Raw genomic sequence first — 24,748 nt, 5'->3', positions numbered from 1 at the left:
GGACTTTCCCTCTTTCATTGCATGCCACGTATAGTGCCGGGCCGTCCCGGAGGCCCGTAATGCCCAGCTTGCTCGTCGCCTGGCGCCACGCACCGACCCATAACAAAGTGTGGGCGCTGGCGGCGCCGATGATCCTGTCGAACCTTTCCGTTCCGCTGGTCGCACTGGTGGACAGCAGCGTAATCGGCCATCTGCCGCACGCGCATCAGCTGGGCGCAGTGGCGGTCGGCGGTAGCCTGTATACGCTGCTGGTGTGGGTGATGGGCTTTCTGCGCATGGGCACGACGGGCTTCGCCGCCCAGGCGGCCGGCCGCAAAGACGGCGCTGCTTTGCGCCAGATACTGCTGCAAGGGTTGCTGCTGGCACTGGGCTTCGCGCTATTGCTAGGTGTAATAGGCGTCCCACTGAAGGGCATAGCCCTGCAACTCATGCAGCCCTCGGCCGAACTGGACGAACTCACCCGTGACTATTTCCACACGCGGCTGTTCGGCCTGCCCGCGGCGCTGGCCAGCTATGCACTGATCGGCTGGTTCCTCGGCACGCAGAATGCGCGCGCGCCACTGGCCATCCTGCTGACCACCAATCTGATCAACGTGGCGCTGGACCTGTGGTTCGTACTCGGCCTCGACTGGGGCGTGGCCGGCGCCGCACGCGCCTCGGTGATCGCCGAATGGAGCGGCGCGCTGCTCGGCCTGGCGCTCACCCGCAACGCGCTGGCCCGCTATCCCGGTCGAATCGATACCCGCGCGCTGCGCCGCTGGTTGAGCTGGCGGCCGCTGATGGCGGTCAACCGCGACATCTTCCTGCGCTCCCTGGCGCTGCAACTGGTGTTTTTCCTGGTGACGATACAGGGCACGCGGCTAGGCGATGCGACGGTCGCCGCCAACGCGCTGCTGCTCAACGGCCTGCTGCTGACCGCGCACGCCCTCGATGGATTGGCTCATGCCGTGGAAGCCTTGGCCGGGCATGCCATCGGTGCCCGCAACCGCGACGCACTGCAGCGAGTGATGGTGGTCGCCGGGGGCTGGTCGTTGCTGGCCAGCGTCGCCTTCGGCCTGTTCTTCCTGCTTGGCGGCCAGCTGTTCATCCAGTTGCAGACCGACATTCCCGAGGTACGCCAGACCGCGCTGACCTACCTGCCCTATCTGGCAACCCTGCCGCTGATTGCGGTCTGGAGCTATCTGCTTGACGGGCTGTTCATCGGCGCCACCCGCGCGCGGGAGATGCGCAACAGCATGCTCCTGGCGGTAGGCCTGACGCTGCCACTGGGCTGGCTGCTGCAAGGGCTTGGCAATCACGGCTTGTGGCTGGCGTTTCTGAGCTTCATGCTGATGCGCGGCGTCTGCCTGGGCGTGCTCGCTCAGCGCCTGCAGCGCCGCGGAGCCTGGTTTAACATGGGCGCGCCGAGCACCACACACTCCGAAGGACACTGAACATGGCCTACGCCATCGCCGCCTACCTGCATTTTCTGGCGATATTCCTGCTCTTTGCCCTGCTGCTGCTGGAGCACCAGCTGTTCCGTCAGCCGCTGACGCTGGAGCGAGCGCGCAGCCTGTTCCGTATCGACATCGCCTTCGGTATCACCGCGGCGGCGGTACTGGCCAGCGGAGCGGCCCGGGCCATCCTCTATGGCAAAGGCCTGGACTACTACCTGAAGAACAGCCTGTTCCACGCCAAGATCGGCATGTTCGTGGTGGTCGCGGTGCTCTCCATCTATCCGACCCTGACGTTCCTGCGCTGGCGCCCGGCCTTGTCCGCAGGCCAGGCACCGATCATCTCGGACAGCAGCGCCAGGTGGGTCAAGCTGACCATCCGCCTGGAGCTGCTGCTACTCCTGCTGATCCCCTTGCTGGCGTCGCTGATGGCACGGGGCTTTGGCGTAATGCCCGGCTGACGCCGGGCTCGCGGCTCAAGGCGTCAGATAGGACGAGCGCGTCAGCCCCAGACGTAACGCGTCGATGTACTGGGTGCGCTCCTTGGCACTCAGCTTGGCGCTGGCGACCTTGTCGCGGTAATAGGTCATCAGCTCCTCGGGCGACAGGTGCACGTAGCGCAGCATGTCCTCGATGGTGTCGTGGGTCTCGATGCCGGCGTGGTAGTAGCTGCCGTCCTCACGCTGATAGACGTTCACCGAGTCGGTATCGCCGAACAGGTTGTGCATGTCGCCGAGAATCTCCTGATAGGCACCGACCAGGAACACGCCGAGGAAGTACTCCTCGCCAGGCGCGACCTCGTGCACCGGCATGCTGCTTTCGATGCTCTGCTCGTCGACGTAGTGCTTGATCTTGCCATCCGAGTCGCAGGTCAGGTCCTGCAGCACAGCGCGCCGCACCGGCTCCTCGCTCAGCCGCTGCAGCGGCACGATCGGCAGGATCTGGTCGATCGCCCAGGTATCCGGAAGGCTCTGGAATACCGAGAAATTGCAGATGTACTTGTCCGCCAGCTTGTCGTTGAGCTCGTCGAGCACTGCCCGATGCGAGCGCTGGCGGGCCTTCAGCTGGTTGTACAGGCGGCGACAGATGGCGAAGTAGCTCTGCTCGGCCAGTGCCTTCTGCGCCAGCGTCAGCTTGCCGGAGGCGTACTGCGCGCTGGACTCGCTCATGTAGTGGGTAGCGCGCCAGTAGGTCTCGGTGACCATTTCCGGGTCGGTCGGTCCGAGCAGGTCGGCCAGCGATTGCACGATCTCCGGCAGTTCGTCGTAGTTGTCGATCACCGGCAGCTCATCGTTGTGCCGCTCGACGTCGGTGACCTGCATGACCAGCACCGCATGATGCGCGGTCATCGCCCGCCCGCTTTCGGAGAAGATGTTTGGGTGCGGCAGGCCCTGTGCCTCGCAGAACTCCTTGAGCATGCCGACCACGGTACCGGCGTATTCGTCGATGTCGTAGTTGATCGAGCTGGCATTGCGCGAGTGGGTACCGTCGTAATCGACCCCCAGACCGCCGCCGACATCGATGTAATCCACCGGCAGGTTCAACGCCCGTAGCTCGGCGTAGTAACGAATCGCCTCACGGAAGCCCTGACGGTAGTCGGCCAGATTGGCGATCTGCGAACCCATGTGGAAGTGCAACAAGCGAATGCCCTGGTCCATTTCTGCGGCGCGGAAGCGTTCGATCACCGAGAGCAGCTGCGCCGCGGACAGGCCGAACTTCGACCGCTCGCCACCGGTATCGGCCCACTTCGACGATGCCAGCGACGACAGGCGCACACGCAGGCCGACCTGCGGCGTCAGCTTGAGCTCGTTGGCCTCCTCGATCACCAGGCCGACCTCGGACTCCTTCTCGATGACAATGAATACCTTGTGGCCGAGCTTCTGCCCCATCAGTGCCAGGCGGATGAACTCGCGGTCCTTGTAGCCATTGCAAACGATGGTGCCGCCCTTCGGCGCCAGCGCCAGCACAGCCATCAGCTCCGGCTTGGAACCCGCCTCCAGGCCGATGGAAACGTTCTGCGTGGCAATGATGTTCTCTACCACCGCTTCCTGCTGGTTGACCTTGATCGGGTACAACGCGGTGTACTTGCCGGCGTACTCCATGCGCTCGATGTTGGCATCGAAGGCACCGGTCAGGCGCCGCACGCGGTCCTGCAGGATGCCGGGGAAACGCACCAGCAACGGCAGCGACAGCCCCGCCTCGCGTAATTGCTCGATCAGGCCGTTGAACTCGATCGGCTCGCCGCTCGGCCCTTGAGGGCGCACTTCGACATTGCCCTGGTCGTTGATTGCGAAATACCCAGCGCCCCAGTGGCGGATACCGTAGATGCTGCGGCTGTCGGCAGCGGTCCACTGGCTACCGTCGTCTTTACGTGTGCGTCGTACAGGCATCAAGGCCTCCCGGAAGAAATTGAGTGTTTCGCAGCGAGCAGAACCGCGCGGCGAAGGCTATGCGGCTTCGACAGCCGATATGCGGAAAATGGTGAAAATCGGTGGAGGTGTAACAGCGGTGCTCAGCCACCGGACTTCTTGGCCTTGAAGCCACGTTTGCTCAGCTCGTCGATCAGCAGCTGAACGTGATCGCCCTGAATCTCGATAACGCCATCCTTCAGCGCACCACCCGTGCCGCAGCGGCGTTTCAGCGCGCTGGCGAGCTCCTTGAGTTCGGTCTCGGGCAAGGGAACGCCACTGATGGTGGTCACCGTCTTGCCGCCCCGCCCCTTGCTCTCACGGCGCACCCGCGCAATGCCGTCGCCTTCGGGCAGAACGCTCTGTTTGCAGATGCAACTGCCCAGCGGTTGACTGCACTCGGGACAATGCCGACCGGCATCGGTGGAATAGACCAGCCCGCTCAGGCCGGCCAGGGAAGTGGTTTTCTTCGCCACACAAACCTCACTCGCCAATCTGGCTCTGCCTGGCAGAGCCGAAGTGCCGGCTAATTTACCAGCAATGCGAGTTGGTAGCAGAACAGAGTCCGGGCGACGCATATGAAACCGGACTGCTCGTGAAACCGAAGTACCGCGAAGGGCCGATCAGCTCTTCTGATCGGCGATACGCCCAGCCGGTGCATAGGGCGATGGATCCACGATCGGCGCCTGCTCAAGCATCAGATCGACAAGCAGCTGACAGGACGCCGGCGCCAGCACCAACCCGTTGCGGAAGTGCCCGCAGTTCAGCCACAGCCCGTCGAAACCGCTCACCTGCCCTATATAAGGCACGCCGTCCGGCGAACCGGGTCGCAGACCTGCCCAGTGCTTGACCACTTGCGCATCGGCCAGCGCGGGCAACAGCTCGATCGCTGTTGCCCTCAGGCTTTCCAGCGCGTCTTCGGTCGGCGTCTTGTCGAAGCCGACATCTTCCAGCGTGCTGCCGACCAGGATATGGCCGTCGCGCCGCGGAATCGCATAGCGCCGTTTGGCCAGCACCATGCTCGGCAGGAAGTCCTCCGCGCACTTGAATAGAATCATCTGCCCCTTCATCGGCTTGACCGGAATCTCCAGCCCCAGCGTCGCCAGCAGCTGTGCGCTCCAGGCACCAGCAGCCACTACAACCTGATCCGCTCGCATCTCGCCCTGCGCTGTCTGCACGCCCACGATACGCGAACCATCGCGGAGGAAACCCTCGACCGCGCACTGCTCGATCACAGTCACATTCGGCAGCTGCCGCAGCGCTTCGCGCAAGGCGCGCAACAGACGAGGATTGCGAATGTTGGCAACACCGTCCATGTAGACGGCGCGCTCGTAACCCTCACCCAGCGAAGGCACTGCCTGGCGCACGGTCTCCATCGACACCGACGTCAGCGGCCGGCCGTAACGCTCAGCCCAACTCAGCGCCTCCGCCTCGTCATGCAGATCCAGCCAGTAAAGGCCGGTGACATGCACCTCGGGGTCCACCCCCGTCTCTTCCAGAAGCCGCTCGCCAAGCTGCGGATAGAAATCCTGCGACCAATGCGCCAGCGCCGTGACCGCCGGACTGTAGCGCCACGGATAAAGCGGCGAAACGATCCCGCCGCCGGCCCAGGAGGCTTCGGTGCCTGTTCCGGACGCCTCTACCAACGTCACCGACGTGCCTGCAGCAGCCAGCTTGTAAGCCGTCAGCAGGCCTATCACTCCGCCGCCCACCACTACCGTCATCTCTCTCGCCACATTCCCCTCGCCAGCTGGATCACATATCCATGCATTCAGTATTGACTTGTCGACTCGTTGCTCTACAACCAATCTTTCGTTCATTACAGGCCCAACAGTCACCGCAGCAGAACGAAAGGCTCATTCGTCAGGATGGCGACACATGATAAGTGCAAAGGAACCGCACCATGCCGAACAAGGATCAAGGCTTTACGCTTGTTGAATTGCTGATCACCATCTCGCTGATTGCAATCATCAGTTCCATGGCCATGCCAGCACTGGCAGACCTCATTGCATACAACCGCCAACAGGCGCTGCTCACCCAAGTGCAGGATGCCATTCAGAAAGCACGCTCCAAAGCGGTGCTGCATCGTCAGACGGTCGTACTCTGCGGTAGCAGCGATGCAACCAACTGCAGCAGCGACTGGAGCAAGGGTTGGCTGACCGTCGTGGAGGCGACCCAGGAAGTACTGGATGTGACTCAACTACCCGCCACCGATGAGCTGCGCTGGAGCGGCTTCGGCGATAGACGCATACGTTTCCATGCCAACGGTACCAGTCCTTTGAGCAATGGGCGTTTCTATCAATGCCACAGGCAGGCTGTTGCCTGGCAACTGATTCTTAGCCGACAAGGCCGCCTGAAGCAGGGCACTTCGGCAGATAACGCAAGCAGGGTCTCACTCTGCCGCTCCTGATCTCGAATGATAAAAACATCATTTCCCCCATCCTAAAAGCATGGCTCCAGTCACGCCGGAGCCATCTCATAAACCCGATAATCGTCCCGACAGCCGGTCATCCTGACAAATGCACCGACCATCCCGGCATAACGGACAAAGCGTCCGAGCCAAACCATTATCCGCTCAAGAATTCAAATGGAGCGCAACATGTCACGCCGCAGCGACATGCATGGATTCACCCTGATCGAACTGATGATCACCCTTGCCTTGCTGACCATAGTGTTAGGCCTCGCAGTACCCAACTTCATTGCGTTCATCCAGAAAACCCGGCTGCAAGAACAAACCGACGATCTGATCGCAACCCTGCAGTACGCACGTGGAGAAGCCGTCACACGCCGGACCACTGCCGAAGTGATCGCCGATGACGACGGCCCCTGGGTGGTGCGCGTTGCCGGCCAATCAGCCAGAGAGCTGAGCCACAACACCAGCCAGGCCAGAATGGACGCAGATGCCGCAAGCATTACTTATCGTGCCAACGGTACTGCCACCCCCGCCCTGATTATCGTCTGCCGGGACGATTCGCCCGAGACGGCCTATGTCGTGGAAGTACGAGCGAGCGGCGCGCCCGTTCGCCATGAGCGCGGCAAAGGCGCCGATGGAAACGCCCTGACCAGTTGCACGTTATGAGGATCGCCATGAGCAACAACAGAGGCTTCAGCTTGATCGAAGTGATGGTCACCCTGGTACTGACCACCATCGGCATTCTCGGCATGGTTGCCATGCAGGGCCGCAGCATTCAGTACACCCAGGACTCGGTACAGCGAAACACAGCAGTGATGCTGGCTGGGGATTTTGTCGAAATCATCCGAGCCAACCCTGAAGAACTCTACGAAAAAGCACCTCCAGTAGAGCCCTTCTATAGCGGTTTTAAAGACAGCTCTCCATTCTATAAGGATACGGGGGGCAATTTCTCCACCGCACCCCAAGAATGCATTGACAACCCGAAGAGCGCCCTGGAAATGCGGGATTGCTGGGTCAGCGAGACTCAGGCGGCATTACCGGGGGCAGCCGACTTGTTCGAAGACGCCTTCTATATCTGCCGTAGCTCGGTCCCTGGAAACTGTAATGGCAAGGGCTCAATGCTGGAAATCCAAATGGCTTGGGAGGTGAAAGCCGGAACATGCCCTGATGACAGAGCCCCCAACGACACCACCTGTATCTACAGAATCCGGGTTGAATTATGAGAACTTCTCAAACGCATCCACAACGCGGGCTGTCCATGGTTGAGCTTCTAGTAGCGCTAGCCATCAGCAGCTTTTTGCTTCTCGGTATCAGCCAGATATATATGGACAACCGGCGCACTCATTTTTTTCAGCAAAGCCAAACTAGCAATCAGGAGAACAGCCGCTTTGCTGCGTTGATGCTTAATGAATACTTGGGCAAAGCAGGTTTTCGTCGCGCGCCGGATCAATTGGTCGAGGATGCGTTTCCCTCTGTTTCGGCAAACAACGATTGCCAAGCCTTCGCCAAAGGTAGTCCGGTGACCGCAACCACCGACGCACTGGGTATTTGCCTGCGCTATCAGCCAGTTATCAGTGAGGAGTTGGATTGCCAAGGTGGCAATACGATTGCATTCGACGACAGCAAGGCATTCAAAGCGCCTCCCACCAGCAGCCTCGTGACTTTAGCGTTGAGGTATACGCCTGGAGCCGAACTGAACGCTGGCACGCTGCAATGCAAGAGTCTCAGCGCTACCAGCCCCGCCTATATGGAAGTACTTACTGGAATAGCCGATTTCCGCCTCGAGTACGGCGTAGGTGGCAAGGATCTGCTGGAAAAGAAACTGACCGAAGGCAGTGGGCGCTTTGTCAACGCTGAAGCTTGGACCGAGAATAGTGGCCCGATTCGCGCAGTGCGCTATTCGATATTGTTCGCCAGCCGGGAAAACCAGCGAGATGGTGACTCACGAATTTATACTGACTGGTATGACTCAGCAGACGCAACTACCAAAGCGCGTCTTACCAGTAGCGACGAAAACCGAATCTACCAAGTTGCGCATGGAACCCAGACGATCAGGAACTTGATGCCATGAAGACTTTTTATCCCTCTCGTGAGCATGGCGCCACCCTACTAGTTGCCTTAGTCATGTTGTTAATTTTAACAGTATTAGCCGTATCCAGCATGCGCGGTGTCGTGCTTGAATCGCGCATAACCGGCAATCGTGCGGAAAGTCTGCGTCTGCAGAGTGCTGCCAATGCGGCATTACGTGAAGGTGAATTTCGATTCCATGGTCCTGCATATTTGCGTGACAAGCTCGAGCCTCGTGAGAGTAATTGTCAGAAAGACAACAAATTGCAAACCAGCGGCGCCAACCGACCTTGCCTACTGGCCGTGGTCAATGAAGCAGATCTTCTCAGCTTCATGCTTGATCCTTTAACCTTTCTCAGAAATAGCTCAGCAGAAAATAAAACAGGTGCGGATACTGCAACTGCAGGCGAGACCGAATTCGTCACATGGATGCCATACAGAGGCAGAGAAGCAGGAAACGACAATGTCACCGCGACTGACCCCGAAGCTTATTGGAACAGTCGCCTAATTGCTGTCGGTGCAGACGACGCCACCGCACTGAATGCTGAATATGGTGCGATTCTGGAAGGTCGAGGCACCTATTTCTATCAAGTCAATGGACAAGCCGATGACCGGCTGGCGCTGCAGTCTACAACCGCCAACGTCTATGTCGGCCTGAACAATTAGGGAAATGGACATGATTCCGAACTATTTAACTGTCATAAAGCTGTTGACCGCAACAGGCCTAGGGGTTGCCATCTTCAGCGCACCACTAAGCCTCTACGCGGCAGTTTCTCAACAGCCGCTCTCGCTCACCGAGGGTGTATCTCCCAACCTGTTAGTAACACTGGACGACTCAGGAAGCATGGCGTGGGCATATGCGCCGGATGGAATCAACACAACGACCAATCGCGCACGCCGAGCATGGCGCTCAAATTCTTTCAACTCGATGTATTACGACCCAAACACGACCTATCGCGTCCCTAAACAAGTCAAGATGGTGAATGGCGAAGTAATAGTCACGGATTATCCGACCCCCGGTTTCACCAACGCCCCGCAAAACGGCTATAGCTCCACCAGCACAAAGGTCAACCTCTCTAGCAAGTACCGCGCACAAGGCAGCGGTACATCCTTCATTACCTCATGCGATTCGGGAGTATTTCCTTCCGGGGTCTGTCGTAATGGAGAGGCGCCCGCTCATTATTTTCAATACACCGTAAGCTCGAGCTGCCCCGAGAAGAACCCTAGCAATAGTAACAACTGCTACACCTATAAAGAGATAGGAACAGGCGAACAGACCAATTTTGCCATCTGGTATTCTTTCTATCGCACCCGCAACCTGGCCACGCGCTCAGCTGCCAATTTGGCATTCTATGCGTTACCCGAAAACGTACGTCTCACTTGGGGAGCCCTGAATAGCTGCAATATCGGCTCTGGGTCTACGAGGGACTCCTGCAGCAACAACACTATCAAACAGTTTTCGGGACAGCATCGTGTCAACTTCTTCAATTGGCTTGACAATCTCCCACAATCAGGCGGCACTCCTTTACACTCTGCCATGATGCGTGCCGGCAATTTCCTCAAGACCGACAGCAAGGCTTACAAGGATGATGATGGTAGTGAGTACGCTTGTCGCTCCAGCTACCACATTATGATGACTGACGGCATCTGGAATGGCCGCTCCGGCAGTGGGAGCAACTCCGACGGCAGCTTGGACTATCCGTACAAAGATAACGTTTCTTATACTCTTGCAGACCTTGCATATGATTATTGGTCGGAAGACCTGCGCCCACGCATAGCAAACAATGTTCCTACTTATATGCCATTCGGCACTAACGAGAAGGATCCACGCAACAACCCCGCGAACTGGCAGCATATGGTTAACTTCACTGTCGGCCTAGGTCTCAGCAATTCATTGCAATTGAGCACTGCACCTACATGGGGTGGTTCAACGTTCGCGAACCATAGTGAACTGATGAATATGTCAGCCAATGGCAAGCGCTGGCCTACCGTTGGCAACGACAATAGCAATAACGTCTATGATTTATGGCACGCCGCCATCAACTCTCGCGGTGAATTTTTCAGCGCTGACACGCCAGATACTCTGGTTGCGGCTTTTGCCAATATTCTCAGCCGTATTGCCGAGCGTACTACTTCCGCCGCCAGCCCAGCCATCAACTCAGGCATGCAGGACGACGGCACCGGTGGATTGGTGAGCTATGCCTATCAAACCTCCTATTCGAGCAATGAGGGCTGGGCCGGTGACATCAAAGGCTATTTGAAAACCAAAACGCTCAACGCCGTAACCGGGCTCTTCGAAATAACTACTACCGAGTCATGGAGTGCACGCGAAAAGCTAGCTAACCAAGGGACTAACCGCAACATCATGATCGCAGCGCCCACTGGAGCGGCGCTCGATATGGACGGCCTTACCGAGCTGAGTTGGAGCCACGCGGGCAATGCCGACACCGAGGGTACGCTTGCCTATTTCCTGCGGCAGAACCCTGACGATGGAGATACCCTGGAACCAACAAACAGCACCAACGCCCAGCTGCGCCTAGACTTTCTGCGCGGGGATCGAAGGCAGGAAGGTTCTTTATTCCGCAAACGCACCACGGTGCTCGGCGATATGATCACGTCCAAACCAGTAACCGTACGCGGCGCCCGCTACCTGGCTAGCCATGCTGAGAGGCTGCATCCCGGTGGTGGGTACGCCGAGTACGTCGAACTCCAGCGTGAAAGGGCTCCTCGCGTCTATGTGGGAGCTAACGACGGGATGTTGCACAGCTTCAATGCTACGACAGGACAAGAGACCTTTGCCTTCATCCCGACCGCAGTCTTTCCAAAACTGCATAAGCTCACAGGAAAGAGTTATCAAGGTGCACATCACCAGTTCTTCGTGGACGGCTCCCCCACCGTCGCTGATGTCTATATAAAAGGCGAATGGCGCACCGTACTGGTTGGAACCCTTCGGGCAGGAGGTAAAGGCCTGTTTGCTCTGGATGTAACCGACCCTAATGCCATTAAATTACTGTGGGAGTTTCATGATAGCTCTATCCCCAACGATCATGAAGCTCGTCTCGGCTACAGCTTTCCACAACCCACCATCGCACGCCTGCACAACGGCAAATGGGCAGTAGTTACTGGAAACGGCTATGACAGTGAAAATAACGATAGCGGTAAAGCTGCCCTATTGATCATTGACATGGAAACAGGGGAGCTGACTAAAACTCTAGAAGTCGCCGGTACAGTTGGCGTACCCAACGGCTTATCGACACCAAAAGTAGCCGACTTCAACGCGGACGGAGTTGCTGATTTCGCTTATGCCGGCGACCTACAAGGAAATATTTGGCGTTTCAATTTAACGCCAGAGGACATGAAGGCGCCCTATACCCGCTTGGAAAGTGAAACTGTAACAGCGGAGCGTGGTTTCGCCGTATCTTACGCAGGCGAGCCCCTGTACAAGGCAGTTACCGAAGCAGGGGTAAGACAACCTATCACTGCCGCGCCATCGATCATCCGCCACCCTACACTGCATGGTTATCTAATCGTGTTCGGTACCGGGAAGTATTTCGAAGAAGGCGATAAGGACGGTTCACCATCCAAGCAAAGCATCTATGGTATCTGGGACACAGACACGCTCGACCCGAATAGCACTTTGCAGCCTGCCAGCTTGACCCGAAAAGAACTTCAGCCTCAGACAATGAACGCTACGCTAGAAAGCGAGGTAGCCGGACGCGATGCTCGACTGTTGAGCCAAAACAGCGTTGAATGGGCCATTCCTCAACCCGATGGAACCTGGCTCGAAACTAGCCAAACAGGTAATTCATTGAAGTACGGGTGGTTCTTTGACCTTCCACTTAATAGCGAAATGATGGTTGCGGATATGGTCACCCTTGGTCGAACGCTTTTCTTCCAGACATTGGTACCCAACTCCGATCCGTGCTCCTCAGGCGTAGAGAACTGGACCTATGCGATAGATCCTCAGAGCGGAGGGCGCACACAGCATCACGCCTTCGTGGATCATCGAAGCGCCAACAGCTCCGACACAGTCATTTCGGCTATACGCCAAGATGGAGAAGGTGGTTTGACCCTAGGCCAGACTCCGGATAGCAAATACGAGCTTTGCACCGGCCTTGAGTGTGAACAAGTTTCTCCGGATCCTTCCAGCTTGGGCCGCCAGAGCTGGCGTCCGATAGTGGAGTAACAGTATGAACTTGAAAATTCTCTGCACACTTGCAGCGCTGCCTCTGGCATTACTCATGAGTACAACTAATGCAGCGACCTTCGAGGCAATTGGTACTATAGGCGACGTACAGCTCGGTAGAAATCTCATCGTCGTGGATGAAATCACCTACTCACTACCCAACCAAACGGCAATCAACGGAACGCCCGCAATTCTGCAGTTGGAACCGGGTTATTTGATCGGCTTCAGTGGTACCGAAGCTTCACCCCACCCTATCATTGAATCGCTCTATCTCTACCCAGAGTCTGTACACAACGTAGAACAACGAGTACGGCCATGATTTCACAAGCTAAAGGTTTCACGCTGATCGAGTTGATGATTGTCGTAGGTATCGTTGGGATACTTGCAGCAATTGCGTACCCCAACTACACAGAATACGTGCAACGCGGTAATCGTAGCGAAGGACAGGCCTTACTCAACGATGCAGCAGCGAGTCAGGAGCGATTCTTTGCGCAGAACAACAGCTATGTAACCACCGCGGCAGATATCGCGAAGCTGGGAATGCGAGGAACCAGCGGTACCACTGTCACGTCGGATACCCGGAAATACACATTGACTGTGGGAACTAGCGCAAACGATGGCGGCTACACGCTCACCGCGACGCAGCATTTTGGCGACGCTACCTGTGGCAGTCTCACGCTAAATGCGCTCGGCGTCAAAGGCCGTACCGGCAGCGGAAAAACTGTGGAACAGTGTTGGAAATAACCGATAAATGAAGCGAAGAAGCCCGGCAGCAATGCCGGGCTTCTTCGTTTGATGGCCGAAAAGCCAGCAATACGATCAACGCATATGCAACCGTGGCTGCTGAGTCGGGCAATTATACCTGCCTCACCCGCAGCTCCTTCGGCATCGAAAACGTTACGTTCTCCGGCCGCCCTTCCAGTTCATCCATACCTTTGGCGCCCCACTCGCGCAACTGATCGATCACTCCACGCACCAGCACTTCAGGAGCCGAGGCGCCGGCGGTGATGCCGATGCGAGAGTCTTCGGCGAACCACTCGCGCTTGAGGTCTTCGGCGCCGTCGATCAGGTAGGCGGGGGTGTCCATGCGCTCGGCCAGTTCACGCAGGCGATTTGAGTTGGAGCTGTTGGGGCTACCGACCACCAGCACCACGTCGCACTCGCCGGCCAGTTGCTTGACCGCGTCCTGGCGGTTCTGGGTGGCGTAGCAGATGTCGTCCTTGCGCGGACCGCCAATGCTGGGGAAGCGCGTGCGCAGGGCGTCGATCACGCGGCTGGTGTCGTCCATGGACAGCGTGGTCTGAGTCACGAAGGCCAGCGACTCGGGATTGCGCACCTGCAATTGGGCGACGTCATCCTCGTCCTCGACCAGGTAGATCGAGCCGCCATTGGCGGTGTCGTACTGCCCCATGGTGCCTTCGACTTCCGGATGGCCATGATGGCCGATCAGGATGCACTCGCGGCCTTCGCGGCTGTACTTGGTGACTTCCAGATGAACCTTGGTCACCAGCGGACAGGTCGCGTCGAACACCTTCAGGCCGCGTTTGTCCGCTTCCATCCGTACTGCCTGGGACACACCGTGGGCGCTGAAGATAACGATGAAGCCATCCGGCACCTGGTCCAGCTCATCGACGAAGATCGCGCCGCGCTCGCGCAGGTCTTCCACCACGAACTTGTTGTGCACCACTTCATGACGCACATAGATCGGCGGACCGAAGACTTCCAGGGCGCGGTTGACGATCTCGATGGCACGATCGACGCCGGCACAGAAGCCCCGGGGGTTGGCGAGTTTGATTTGCATGGCGTGTCTCTCGATGCGCGTGGCACGCGGGTTGGATGACAGTTAGGGTGGAGGCGCTTCTTACCTCAACCATGGCGGCCTGCGGTGGATCGGTGAAGCGTGATCCACCCTACGATCAGAGCGCTTTGACGTCGATGATCTCGACTTCGAAGGCCAGGACCTTGCCTGCCAGCGGATGATTGAAATCCACGGTGACTTGTCGGTCGTTGAAGGTCTTGACCACACCCGGCAGCTCGGTCTTGGCGGCATCGTTGAAGATCACCAGCAGGCCTTCGGATAGCTCCATGCCTTCGAACTGGCTACGCGGCATGACCTGTACGTTCTGTGGGTTGGGCTGGCCGAAGCCCTGCTCCGGTGCGACCTGCAGGGTGCGCTTGTCGCCCGCCTTGAGCCCGTACAGTTGCTGCTCGAAACCCGGCAGCAGGTTGCCGTCGCCGACCTTGAAGGTCGCCGGCTTCTTGTCGAAGGTGCTGTCGACCACATCGCCGTTTTCCAGGCTAAGCGCGAAATGCAGGGTGACTTCCTTGTCCGGCCCAATGCGCTGTTCAGTCATGCGGATTCTCCGGTTTTGTCGCTCTTGAACATGTCCAGCGCCAGCATCACGGCGCCGACGGTGATGGCGCTGTCGGCGATGTTGAACGCCGGGAAATACCAGCGGTTCTGCCAATGCACCAGGATGAAGTCGACCACGTGGCCCAGCACCATGCGGTCGTAGAGATTGCCCAGCGCACCGCCCAGCACCAGGGCCAGCGCCACGGCCAGCCAGGTTTCGCTGGCCTTCAGGCGCTTCATCCAGATCACCAGCACGACGCTGACGGCAATGGCGATGGCAGCGAAGAACCAGCGCTGCCAGCCGTCGTGGTCGGCCAGGAAGCTGAAGGCGGCACCGGTGTTGTAGGCCAGCGTCCAGGCGAAGTAGTCGGGAATGACCTCCACCTTCTGGTACAGGCTGAAATTGGCCTCGAACCAGTGCTTGGTCGCCTGATCGATGGCGATCACCAGCACACTGACCCAGAGCCAGGCGAGCTTGCCGAAGCGGGTGCTCATCGAATGGCTCTGCGCACTGTCACGCATGGTGACGCACCTCGCCCGCGCCTTCGATGTTTTCCACACAGCGGCCGCAGATTTCCGGATGTGCGGCGTGGCTGCCGACGTCCGGCAGGTGGTGCCAGCAACGGCCGCACTTGGCATGCTCGGTCTTCTTCACCAGCAGTTTCAGGCCGGCCAGCTCGCTTTCCACCGCTTCGGCAGGCGCCTGGGCCAGCGGTGCGACTTCGACCGCGGAGGTGATCAGCACGAAGCGCAGCTCATCGCCCAGCTTGGCCAGATCGGCTACTAGCGCCTCCTCGGCATACAGCGTGACTTCGGCCTGCAGGTTGCCGCCGATGGTCTTGGCCGCACGCTGGTTTTCCAGCTCCTTGTTCACCGCAGCCTTGACCGCCATGACCTTGTCCCAGAAAGCACGATCCAGCACGGCGTCCTGCGGCAGCTCGGCAAGCCCCTCGTACCAGGTGTTGAGCATCACCGATTCGTTGCGCTCGCCCGGCAGGTACTGCCAGATTTCCTCGGCGGTGAACGCCAGGATCGGCGCGATCCAGCGCACCAGCGCCTCGGCGATGTGATACAGCGCGGTCTGGCAGGAGCGACGCGGCAGGCTGTCCGCACCAGTGGTGTATTGGCGGTCCTTGATGATGTCCAGATAGAAGCCGCCCAACTCCTGCACGCAGAAGTTGTGCACCTTCTGGTAGACGTTCCAGAAGCGATAGGTAGTGTAGGCCTCCTCGATCTCCTGCTGCAGCAGCAGTGCGCGGTCGATGGCCCAGCGGTCCAGGGCGATCAGCTGATCATTCGGCACCATGTGCTGCGCGGGATCGAAGCCGTCGAGATTCGAGAGCAGGAAGCGTGCGGTGTTGCGGATACGACGGTAGGCATCGGCGCTGCGCTGCAGGATCTGCTTGGATACCGCCATCTCGCCGGAATAGTCGGTGGCCGACACCCACAGACGCAGGATGTCGGCGCCCATGCTGTCGGTGATTTCCTGCGGCGCGATGACGTTGCCGAGGGACTTGGACATCTTGCGGCCGTTCTCGTCCACGGTGAAGCCGTGGGTCAGCAGGCCCTTGTACGGTGCATGACCATCAATGGCCGCGCCGGTCAGCAGCGATGAATGGAACCAGCCGCGATGCTGGTCGGAGCCTTCCAGATAGAGATCGGCACGCGGGCCGCTTTCGTGACCCATGGGGTGCGAGCCGCGCATCACATGCCAGTGGGTGGTGCCGGAATCGAACCAGACATCGAGGGTGTCGGTGATCTTCTCGTACTGCGCCGCCTCGTCGCCGAGCAACTCGGCTGCGTCGAGCTTCGACCAGGCCTCGATACCGCCCTGCTCCACACGCTGCGCCACGGCTTCCATCAGCTCGACGGTGCGCGGGTGCAGCTCGCCGCTTTCCTTGTGCAGGAAGAACGGGATCGGCACGCCCCAGGTGCGCTGGCGCGAGATGCACCAGTCCGGGCGTCCGGCGATCATGCCGTGCAGGCGCGCCTGGCCCCAGGCCGGGACGAACTCGGTCTGCTCGATGGCATCCAGTGCACGGCGGCGCAGCGAGCTGCCGTCATGAGCGACCTTGTCCATACCGACGAACCACTGCGCCGTGGCGCGGTAGATCAGCGGCGTCTTGTGCCGCCAGCAGTGCATGTAGCTGTGCTGGATCGACTCGTGCTTGAGCAGCGCGCCGACCTCGGCGAGCTTCTCGACAATAGCCGGGTTGGCTTTCCAGATGAACTGTCCACCAAAGAACGGCAGGTCCGGCACGTAGACGCCGTGACTCTGCACCGGGCTGAGAATGTCGTCGTTCTCCACGCCGTAGTGCTTGCAGGTACGGAAGTCGTCCTCGCCATAGGCCGGCGAGGAGTGAACGATGCCGGTGCCGGCGCCGGTTTCCACGTACTCGGCCAGGTACACCGGCGAGAAGCGCTCGTAGAACGGATGGCGGAAGCGGATCAACTCCAGCACCTTGCCTTCGCAACGGGCGATGATTTCACCAGCCAGACCGTAGCGCTGCAGGCAGGACTCGACCAGTTCCTCAGCTAGCACCAGCAGGCGCTCGCCGGTGTCGACCAGCGCATAGACGAACTCGGGGTGCACGTTCAGTGCCTGGTTGGCCGGAATGGTCCAAGGCGTGGTGGTCCAGATCACGATGCTGGCAGGCTTGGCCAGATTCGGCAGACCGAACGCAGCAGCCAGCTTGTCGGCATCCTCGACCTCGAAGGCGACGTCGATGGCATCGGATTTCTTGTCCTGATATTCGACCTCCGCCTCGGCCAACGCCGAACCGCAGTCGAAGCACCAGTTCACCGGCTTCAGGCCCTTGAAGACGAAGCCGCCTTCGACCAGTTTGGCCAGGGCGCGGATTTCCCCCGCTTCATTGGCAAAGTCCATGGTCTTGTACGGGTTGTCCCAGTCACCCAGGACGCCGAGGCGGATGAAGTCGGCCTTCTGCCCTTCGATCTGTTCGGCCGCGTAGGCACGGCAACGCTCGCGGGTCAGATCGGCCGGCTGGTTCTTGCCGAAGGTGGTCTCGACCTTGTGCTCGATCGGCAGACCGTGGCAATCCCAACCCGGCACATAGGGCGCGTCGAAACCAGCCAGGGTGCGCGAGCGGACGATCATGTCCTTGATCACCTTGTTCACCGCGTGGCCAATGTGAATATTGCCGTTGGCATACGGCGGGCCATCGTGCAGGACGAACTTCGGGCGACCTTCGCCGATCTGCCGCAGCTTCCGGTACAGGTCAATGCTGTTCCAGCGCTGCAGAATCTCCGGCTCGCGCTGTGGCAGACCGGCCTTCATCGGAAATGCCGTGGACGGCAGATTGAGGGTCGCTTTGTAATCGGTCATTTCAGTCCTGACTCGTCATGAGGGGTGAAGCCCGCCAGTAATCGCGGGCAGCGGCGATGTCGGCTTCGATCGCCGTCTTGAGCGCCTCCAGCGAGGCGAAACGCTGCTCGTCGCGCAGCTTGCGATGGAAGGTGACCTGCACCAGACGCCCATACAGGTCGCCCTGATAATCGAGCAGATGCACTTCCAAGTGTGGTTTACCGTCACTCTCGACCGTGGGTCGCATGCCGATGTTGGCGACACCGGCAAGCGACTTGTCGTCCAGCTCGAGACTGACCAGAAACACGCCACTCAGCGGCGTGTTGCGGCGTTTGAGCTGCACATTGGCAGTTGGCGCGCCGAGCTGGCGGCCCAGTTTCTGCCCGTGCATGACCCGGCCGGTGATACCGAACGGTCTGCCGAGCAGTGCTTCGGCGCAGGCCAGGTCACCCTCCGCCAGCACCTGACGCAGCCGCGTGCTACTGACCCGCTCGCCGTCCACCTCAATGGTGGTGGCGGCCTCGACCGAGAAGCCTTCGGCCGCGCCGGCCTTGAGCAGAAAGTCGAAATCGCCGGCGCGGTCGCAACCGAAACGGAAATCGTCACCGACTTCCAAATGCCGTACACCCAACCCTTCCACCAGCGTGGCGTGGACGAATTCAGCGGCACTCAGCTCTCGCAGGCGGCGATTGAAGGCCAGACACAACACCAGATCGACGCCCTGCTCGCTCAACAGCTGCAGTTTTTCACGCAAGCGGGTGAGCCGCGCCGGCGCCTTGTCCGGCGAAAAGAACTCACGCGGTTGCGGCTCGAAGATCACTACGCAGCTGGGCAGCCCCAATTCGGCCGCACGCTCGCGCAGCCGCGCCAGGATGGCCTGATGCCCCCGGTGCACGCCGTCGAAATTGCCGATGGTGGCGACGCAGCCCCGATGTCGGGGTCGCAGATTGTGAAGGCCTCGAACCAGCTGCATACCGCACTTCTTGCTTGAAAAGTGGCCGATTATACGCACGTGCCGCGCATCCCGGACAGGCTTGCTCCGCCCGTGAATCGTCGATCAATGCCGCAAATGCCGCGGTCGCAGCCCGGTCAGCAACAACCCGGCGGCGAATGCCGCGAGCCCTGCGCAAACGAGAATCCCCAACCGCAGCGCTCGCTGCTGCCAGCCCCAGACGAACCACTCCTGCGCCGGCACGTTAAGCCACCAGACCGTCGCCACCATCGCCGCACAGGCAGCTGCCAGGCGTAACCCGAACAGCCACCAGCCCGGTGCAGGACGGTAGACGCCAACCTTGTACAGCCCCCAGAACAGCAGCACAGCGTTGAGCATCGACGACAACGAAGTCGCCAGCGCCAGCCCGACATGCTGTAACGGCCAGATCAGGATCAGGTTCATTACCATGTTCGCGACCATGCAGATGACCGCGACGCGTACCGGCGTCTTCAGATCCTGACGAGCGAAGAAACCCGGCGCCAGCACCTTGATCAGCATGAACGCCAGCACGCCGAGAGAATAGGCCTGCAGCGCCCTGGCCGATTGCACCACCGCCTCTTCGCTCATGGCGCCGTAATAGAACAGGCTGGCGATCATTGGCTCGGCGAGAATACCCAGCGCTAGCGCAGCGGGAACGCCTACCAGCAGCACCATGCGCAATGCCCAATCGACCGTTGCGGAGAACGCCTTTGGATCGTCTCCGGCATGCTGGCGCGACAAGCTCGGCAAGATCACCGTGCCAATCGCGATGCCGAACGCCCCCAACGGCAGCTCTGACAGGCGATCGGCGTAATACAACCAGGACACGCTGCCGGTCTGCAGAAAGGAAGCCAGCACTGTATCCAGCAACAGATTGATCTGACTGACCGAGACACCGAACAGCGCCGGCACCATCAGCAGCATGATGCGTCGAACGCCCTCGTCACCCCGCTTTACCTTTGGCCGCGGCAGCAGGCCAAGCTTGGCGACATACGGCAGCTGGAAGGCCAGCTGGGCGAAACCGGCAATGAACACGCCCCAGGCAAGCGCCATGATGGGCTGATCGAAATAGGGCGTGAGAAACACCGCCGAGGCGATCATGCAGACATTGAGCAGCACCGGCGTGAAGCCCGGCACCGCGAAGTGCCCGTAACTGTTGAGTACGCCGGAGGTGAATGCCGTCAGCGAGATCAGCATCAGGTAGGGAAAGGTGATGCACAGCAGCTCGCCAGCCAGCTGCATCTTCCCCGGATCATCATGAAAGCCGGGCGCGAAGACCATTACCACATAGGGCGCAAACAGCACGCCCAGCGCAGTCAGCCCGGCAAGGATGAGCCCGAGCATGCCGGCGGTGCGATCCACCAACTGCTTGACGTCCTGCAGCGTGCGCTTGGTGCGATATTCCGAAAGCACTGGCACGAACGCCTGAGCGAATGCGCCCTCGGCAAACAGCCGGCGCAGAAAGTTGGGAATCTTGAACGCAATGAAGAACGCGTCGGCCGCAGCCCCCGAACCGAAGTAGCTGGCGACGACCATATCGCGTACCATGCCCAGCACGCGTGACAGCAGGGTCATGACACTGACCACGGCGCTGGAGCGCAACAATCCGCCCTTGCCGGTTTTTTCGGACATTTGTCTTCCTAGAATTGCAGCGAGATTGATCAACCGAGCGCTCAGCGCCGGCCGGATCGATGGCCAGTTACGACACGAAAAGAGGCGGCGAGTTTAGCCGCAGCCCTTCTGTCCGACCAGCTTCTCAAGCCATTCGACCGGGCTTGACAAGCGCCCTTCGCGTCGGCATGATTCGCGGCCTTATTTGCTTTGCAATCCCCCAAGTTTTCGAGGAGTTCGACGGTGGCCAACAGCCCTTCCGCCAAAAAACGCGCAATTCAGGCTGAGAAGCGTCGCAGCCACAATGCCAGCTTGCGCTCCATGGTTCGTACCTACATCAAGAATGTGGTCAAGGCCATCGACGCCAAAGACCTGGACAAGGCTCGCACAGCCTACACTGCTGCTGTGCCGGTCATTGACCGCATGGCCGACAAAGGCATCATCCACAAGAACAAAGCTGCTCGTCACAAGAGCCGCCTGAACGGCCACATCAAGGCCCTCGGCGAAGCTGCTGCAGCCTAACTGCAGGTTCTTGAAAAAACCGGCCTAGTGCCGGTTTTTTTATGCCCAAATTTTGCCCACTCGCGAAGGATGGGCCGATGCGCAAGTTACGGCGCAACCGGCCAAGGCAGAATCGGAATCGCCGTCACCGCATTCTGCGGGCTACCCTCGATGACGCGATCGCTGTAGACCAGATAAACCAAGGTATTACGCGACTCATCAAAGAAGCGCACCACCTGCATGGTCTTGAACACCAGCGAGGTGCGCTCCTTGAACACTACATCGCCATCCTTGAGCTTGCCGTTGATGCGAATCGGCCCCACCTGGCGACAGGCGATGGACGCCTCGGCACGATCCTCCGCGAGCCCCAGCCCGCCCTTGATCCCACCGGTCTTGGCGCGAGACAGATAGCAGGTCACACCATCTACCAAGGGATCGTCGAACGCCTCCACGACGATCTTGTGATTCGGCCCGAGCCACTTGAAGACCGTATCCACCTCACCGACCTGCTCGGCCAACGCCAGCGAAGGGATGAGCAACCCAAAAACCAGCGAAAAATTGGCTAAACGCATCCTCACCTCAGACCAGAATCATGTTGTCGCGATGGATAAGCTCCGGCTCGTCGACATACCCGAGCAGCTTTTCAATTTCATCTGATGGCCGCCCAAGGATGCGCTGCGCCTCGGCTGCACTGTAGTTCACCAGACCGCGCGCGACCTCCGAACCCTGCGGACCGACACAGACGACCATCTCGCCACGACGAAACGCCCCCTGCACGGCCCTGACCCCAACCGGCAGCAGGCTGCGGTTACCCTGGCGCAGCGCGTGCACAGCACCATCGTCCAGCGTCAGCGTGCCACGAGTCTGCAGGTGCCCGGCCAACCATTGCTTGCGCGCCGCATGCCGACTGCACTCCGGCGCCAGCAGCGTCCCCAGGCGATCACCCGCCTTGAGCCGCGCCAGCACCTGCTCGATGCGCCCACCAACGATCACCGTATGCGCGCCAGAGCGCGCTGCCAGGCGCGCCGCACGAAGCTTGGTCTGCATGCCGCCACGCCCCAGCGCCCCTCCCGTGCCGCCAGCCACTGCATCCAACGCAGGATCGTCGGCGCGCGCCTCACTGATGAGATTGGCTTGAGGATTGAAACGCGGGTCGGCGTCGAACATGCCGTCCCGGTCGGTCAGGATGACCAGCAGATCGGCCTCGACCAGGTTGGCGACCAGTGCAGCAAGCGTGTCGTTGTCGCCAAAGCGGATTTCGTCAGTGACCACCGTGTCGTTCTCGTTGATGACCGGCACCACACCGAGATCGATGAGCGTACGCAGCGTGCTGCGCGCATTGAGGTAGCGCTTGCGATCCGAGAGATCGTCGTGAGTGACGAGAATTTGCGCCGTCTGCTGATCGCAGCGAGCGAAGCTGGATTCCCAGGCGCGAATCAAGCCCATCTGTCCGACAGCGGCGGCCGCCTGCAACTCATGCACAGCCTTCGGTCGAGAACTCCAACCAAGACGACTCATGCCCGCAGCAACCGCACCCGACGACACCAGCACGAGCTCCACACCTGCCTCGCGCAAGGCCACCATCTGATCGACCCAGACCGCCATCGCAGCCTGATCGAGCCCGCGGCCGTCGGCGGTCAGCAGCGCACTGCCGATCTTGACCACCCAGCGCCGCGCACCGCTCACCTTGTCCCGCATCGTTCCTGCCTTCTATACGGCCAAAACACTTCCGGATCGGACTGCGCACGAGGCAGCCCACCGACCACTCGCCTGACCAGGCCGCGCAGCGGCCCGGGGTTCGACTTAGCGCACGTAGATGATCTCGGCACCACCCTCGTCATCATCATCGTCATCGAAGTCGTCGTCTTCGACCTCATCGGCCGCCTTGACGCCAGCGCGGCGCAACGCACGCTGATCATCCAGCTCCTGCAAGCGGGCCCGCGCCTCATCCTCGATCTGGCGATCGAGCTCGGCCAGGGCCTCGGCGTAATCAGGCTCTTCGGCGATGCGCACAGTGCGCTCATCCAGATAACGCATGATCGCCTGACTCAGCGCCTCGGTACCCTCGCTCTCCAGCGCGGAGATGACGAATACCGGACCCTTCCAGTCCAAACGCTCGACCACCTGCCGGACACGTTGCTCACGCTCATCTTCCAGCAGCTGATCAGCCTTGTTCAGCACCAACCAGCGATCACGCTGTGTCAGCGCCGGGCTGAACTTCTCCAGCTCATGCAGGATCACCTCCGCCGCATCGGCCGGGTCGCTACCATCTAACGGAGCCATATCCACCAGGTGCAGCAGCAGGCGAGTACGCGCCAAGTGCTTGAGGAAGCGAATCCCCAGCCCCGCGCCCTCGGCCGCCCCCTCGATGAGCCCCGGAATGTCGGCAATCACGAAGCTCTTGTAGCGTCCAACGCTGACAACACCGAGGTTCGGCACCAGCGTGGTGAACGGGTAGTCCGCGACCTTGGGCTTGGCCGCCGACACCGAGCGAATGAAGGTGCTCTTGCCGGCATTCGGCAAGCCCAGCAGACCGACATCCGCCAACACCTTCAGCTCGAGCTTGAGATCACGAGCATCACCCGGCTTGCCCGGCGTGGTTTGCCGCGGCGCGCGATTGGTGCTGGACTTGAAGCGCGTATTGCCCAGCCCATGCCAGCCGCCTTGAGCCACCAGCAGGCGCTGCCCCGGCTTGGTGAGATCGCCCATGATCTCCTGGGTAGCCGCATCGATGATGGTGGTACCAACCGGCACCGGCAGGACAAGATCCTCACCCTTGGCGCCTGTACAGTCGGTACTACCGCCCTTCTGCCCGTTCTGCGCATTGAAGCGACGGGTGTAGCGGTAGTCCACCAGCGTGTTGAGGTTCTCGTCGGCCTCCAGATACACCGAACCGCCGTCACCGCCATCGCCGCCGTTGGGGCCACCCTTTTCGATGAACTTCTCACGACGAAAGCTCATCATGCCGTTGCCGCCGTCGCCGGCCTTTACAAAAATCGATACTTCATCGACGAATTTCATGGGAACGCCTCCCGTCGCAGGACGGGCTTAGGAAACAAGAAACGTAAGGGTCTTGCAAAAAACCCAGCGAAAACTGAATGAGCACCGAGCAGTTCTTTGCAAGAGCCTCACAGGATACAGAAACAAAAAAGCCCCGTCGCATGACAGGGCTTTTCCAGCAACGACGCAGTTAGGCTGCGACGACGCTCACGTAGCGACGGCCAAAAGCGCCCTTCACTTCGAACTTGATCACGCCTTCCACTTTTGCGAACAGGGTGTGATCCTTGCCCATGCCAACGCCGTAACCGGCATGGAACTGGGTGCCGCGCTGACGCACGATGATGTTGCCGGCCTTGATGGCCTGGCCGCCGTACATCTTCACGCCAAGGCGTTTGGCTTCTGAGTCGCGACCGTTGCGGGTAGAACCGCCAGCTTTTTTGTGTGCCATGAGTTCAATACTCCTATAAGGGGATTCAGG

The 24,748-nt window shown here is 59.8% G+C and carries 24 protein-coding genes; 11 read left to right on the top strand and 13 right to left on the bottom strand.

Annotated elements, in window-relative coordinates; all coding sequences use genetic code 11:
- Positions 1 to 59 precede the first annotated feature (59 nt).
- Both RT582_RS05930 and RT582_RS05925 read left to right on the top strand, forming a co-directional pair.
- The gene (locus RT582_RS05930; RefSeq protein WP_014821430.1) at positions 60 to 1,433 is read left to right on the top strand and encodes an MATE family efflux transporter; all 1,374 of its coding nucleotides are present in this window, start codon (positions 60 to 62) and stop codon (positions 1,431 to 1,433) included.
- 2 nt (positions 1,434 to 1,435) lie between these two features.
- Positions 1,436 to 1,894 carry a DUF2214 family protein gene (locus RT582_RS05925; RefSeq protein ID WP_014821431.1) on the top strand — a complete coding sequence of 153 codons (459 nt, stop codon included), beginning with the start codon at positions 1,436 to 1,438 and terminating at the stop codon, positions 1,892 to 1,894.
- A 15-nt stretch (positions 1,895 to 1,909) separates the two neighbouring features.
- On the opposite strand, the gene speA is transcribed toward RT582_RS05925, so the two are convergent.
- The 3 genes from speA to thiO all read right to left on the bottom strand — a co-directional run bounded on the left by speA (position 1,910) and on the right by thiO (position 5,565).
- Positions 1,910 to 3,823, bottom strand: coding sequence for an arginine decarboxylase (gene speA / locus RT582_RS05920; protein ID WP_014821432.1), 1,914 nt, complete (start codon positions 3,821 to 3,823; stop codon positions 1,910 to 1,912).
- A gap of 122 nt (positions 3,824 to 3,945) precedes the next feature.
- Positions 3,946 to 4,317, bottom strand: a complete 372-nt coding sequence (locus tag RT582_RS05915) for a translation initiation factor Sui1 (RefSeq protein ID WP_014821433.1) — start codon at positions 4,315 to 4,317, stop codon at positions 3,946 to 3,948.
- Between the two features lie 147 nt (positions 4,318 to 4,464).
- Entirely contained in the window at positions 4,465 to 5,565 is a 1,101-nt protein-coding gene (gene thiO, locus RT582_RS05910) for a glycine oxidase ThiO (protein WP_125883272.1), read from the bottom strand.
- Between the two features lie 179 nt (positions 5,566 to 5,744).
- On the opposite strand from thiO, the gene RT582_RS05905 reads away from it, so the two are divergent.
- The 8 genes from RT582_RS05905 (at position 5,745) to RT582_RS05870 (ending at position 13,251) form a co-directional block, all read left to right on the top strand.
- Positions 5,745 to 6,251, top strand: a complete 507-nt coding sequence (locus RT582_RS05905; protein WP_020306547.1) for a GspH/FimT family pseudopilin — start codon at positions 5,745 to 5,747, stop codon at positions 6,249 to 6,251.
- 177 nt (positions 6,252 to 6,428) lie between these two features.
- Positions 6,429 to 6,920, top strand: coding sequence for a GspH/FimT family pseudopilin (locus RT582_RS05900; RefSeq protein WP_020306548.1), 492 nt, complete (start codon positions 6,429 to 6,431; stop codon positions 6,918 to 6,920).
- 8 nt (positions 6,921 to 6,928) lie between these two features.
- Positions 6,929 to 7,477: a type IV pilus modification protein PilV gene (pilV, locus tag RT582_RS05895; protein ID WP_125883168.1), complete on the top strand. Its 549-nt coding sequence runs from the start codon at positions 6,929 to 6,931 to the stop codon at positions 7,475 to 7,477.
- Positions 7,474 to 8,325, top strand: a complete 852-nt coding sequence (locus RT582_RS05890; protein ID WP_125883167.1) for a PilW family protein — start codon at positions 7,474 to 7,476, stop codon at positions 8,323 to 8,325. The genes pilV and RT582_RS05890 overlap by 4 nt, the downstream gene beginning before the upstream one ends.
- Positions 8,322 to 8,987, top strand: a complete 666-nt coding sequence (locus RT582_RS05885) for a pilus assembly PilX family protein (protein ID WP_125883165.1) — start codon at positions 8,322 to 8,324, stop codon at positions 8,985 to 8,987. Before RT582_RS05890 ends, RT582_RS05885 begins: the two co-directional genes overlap by 4 nt.
- Before the next feature lie 10 nt (positions 8,988 to 8,997).
- The gene (locus RT582_RS05880; protein ID WP_125883163.1) at positions 8,998 to 12,507 is read left to right on the top strand and encodes a pilus assembly protein; all 3,510 of its coding nucleotides are present in this window, start codon (positions 8,998 to 9,000) and stop codon (positions 12,505 to 12,507) included.
- Between the two features lie 4 nt (positions 12,508 to 12,511).
- Positions 12,512 to 12,826: a PilY2 family type 4a fimbrial biogenesis protein gene (locus RT582_RS05875; protein ID WP_125883161.1), complete on the top strand. Its 315-nt coding sequence runs from the start codon at positions 12,512 to 12,514 to the stop codon at positions 12,824 to 12,826.
- Complete coding sequence (locus tag RT582_RS05870; protein ID WP_125883159.1) at positions 12,823 to 13,251, top strand: type IV pilin protein; 429 nt, start codon at positions 12,823 to 12,825, stop codon at positions 13,249 to 13,251. Before RT582_RS05875 ends, RT582_RS05870 begins: the two co-directional genes overlap by 4 nt.
- A gap of 112 nt (positions 13,252 to 13,363) precedes the next feature.
- On the opposite strand, the gene ispH is transcribed toward RT582_RS05870, so the two are convergent.
- The 6 genes from ispH to murJ all read right to left on the bottom strand — a co-directional run bounded on the left by ispH (position 13,364) and on the right by murJ (position 20,790).
- Entirely contained in the window at positions 13,364 to 14,308 is a 945-nt protein-coding gene (gene ispH / locus RT582_RS05865; protein WP_020306554.1) for a 4-hydroxy-3-methylbut-2-enyl diphosphate reductase, read from the bottom strand.
- A 115-nt stretch (positions 14,309 to 14,423) separates the two neighbouring features.
- Complete coding sequence (fkpB, locus tag RT582_RS05860; protein WP_020306555.1) at positions 14,424 to 14,861, bottom strand: FKBP-type peptidyl-prolyl cis-trans isomerase; 438 nt, start codon at positions 14,859 to 14,861, stop codon at positions 14,424 to 14,426.
- A complete protein-coding gene (lspA, locus tag RT582_RS05855; protein ID WP_043942858.1) occupies positions 14,858 to 15,355 on the bottom strand; it encodes a signal peptidase II in 498 nt (165 codons plus the stop codon). Before lspA ends, fkpB begins: the two co-directional genes overlap by 4 nt.
- Positions 15,356 to 15,374: 19 nt before the next feature.
- On the bottom strand, positions 15,375 to 18,206 hold the full coding sequence (gene ileS / locus RT582_RS05850; RefSeq protein WP_313476930.1) for an isoleucine--tRNA ligase: 2,832 nt from the start codon (positions 18,204 to 18,206) through the stop codon (positions 15,375 to 15,377).
- Position 18,207: 1 nt separating this feature from the next.
- Positions 18,208 to 19,158: a bifunctional riboflavin kinase/FAD synthetase gene (gene ribF, locus RT582_RS05845; protein WP_003302154.1), complete on the bottom strand. Its 951-nt coding sequence runs from the start codon at positions 19,156 to 19,158 to the stop codon at positions 18,208 to 18,210.
- A gap of 84 nt (positions 19,159 to 19,242) precedes the next feature.
- A complete protein-coding gene (gene murJ, locus RT582_RS05840) occupies positions 19,243 to 20,790 on the bottom strand; it encodes a murein biosynthesis integral membrane protein MurJ (RefSeq protein WP_014821446.1) in 1,548 nt (515 codons plus the stop codon).
- A gap of 222 nt (positions 20,791 to 21,012) precedes the next feature.
- Between murJ and rpsT the strand changes: the two genes are divergently transcribed.
- On the top strand, positions 21,013 to 21,291 hold the full coding sequence (gene rpsT / locus RT582_RS05835; RefSeq protein ID WP_003281567.1) for a 30S ribosomal protein S20: 279 nt from the start codon (positions 21,013 to 21,015) through the stop codon (positions 21,289 to 21,291).
- 86 nt (positions 21,292 to 21,377) lie between these two features.
- Here rpsT and RT582_RS05830 read toward each other — a convergent pair whose 3' ends face one another.
- The 4 genes from RT582_RS05830 to rpmA form a co-directional block, all read right to left on the bottom strand.
- Entirely contained in the window at positions 21,378 to 21,842 is a 465-nt protein-coding gene (locus tag RT582_RS05830) for a CreA family protein (protein ID WP_003302151.1), read from the bottom strand.
- Between the two features lie 7 nt (positions 21,843 to 21,849).
- Positions 21,850 to 22,968, bottom strand: coding sequence for a glutamate 5-kinase (gene proB, locus RT582_RS05825; protein WP_014821447.1), 1,119 nt, complete (start codon positions 22,966 to 22,968; stop codon positions 21,850 to 21,852).
- Positions 22,969 to 23,073: 105 nt separating this feature from the next.
- Positions 23,074 to 24,291, bottom strand: coding sequence for an Obg family GTPase CgtA (gene cgtA, locus RT582_RS05820; RefSeq protein WP_003302134.1), 1,218 nt, complete (start codon positions 24,289 to 24,291; stop codon positions 23,074 to 23,076).
- A gap of 169 nt (positions 24,292 to 24,460) precedes the next feature.
- Positions 24,461 to 24,718 carry a 50S ribosomal protein L27 gene (gene rpmA, locus RT582_RS05815; protein ID WP_003281574.1) on the bottom strand — a complete coding sequence of 86 codons (258 nt, stop codon included), beginning with the start codon at positions 24,716 to 24,718 and terminating at the stop codon, positions 24,461 to 24,463.
- Positions 24,719 to 24,748: the final 30 nt, after the last annotated feature.

This window comes from Stutzerimonas kunmingensis (assembly GCF_032106285.1).
Taxonomy (GTDB): Bacteria; Pseudomonadota; Gammaproteobacteria; order Pseudomonadales; family Pseudomonadaceae; genus Stutzerimonas; species Stutzerimonas kunmingensis_B.
Note: the sequence above shows the minus strand (reverse complement) of the source record. Positions and strands in the feature narration are given on the sequence as shown.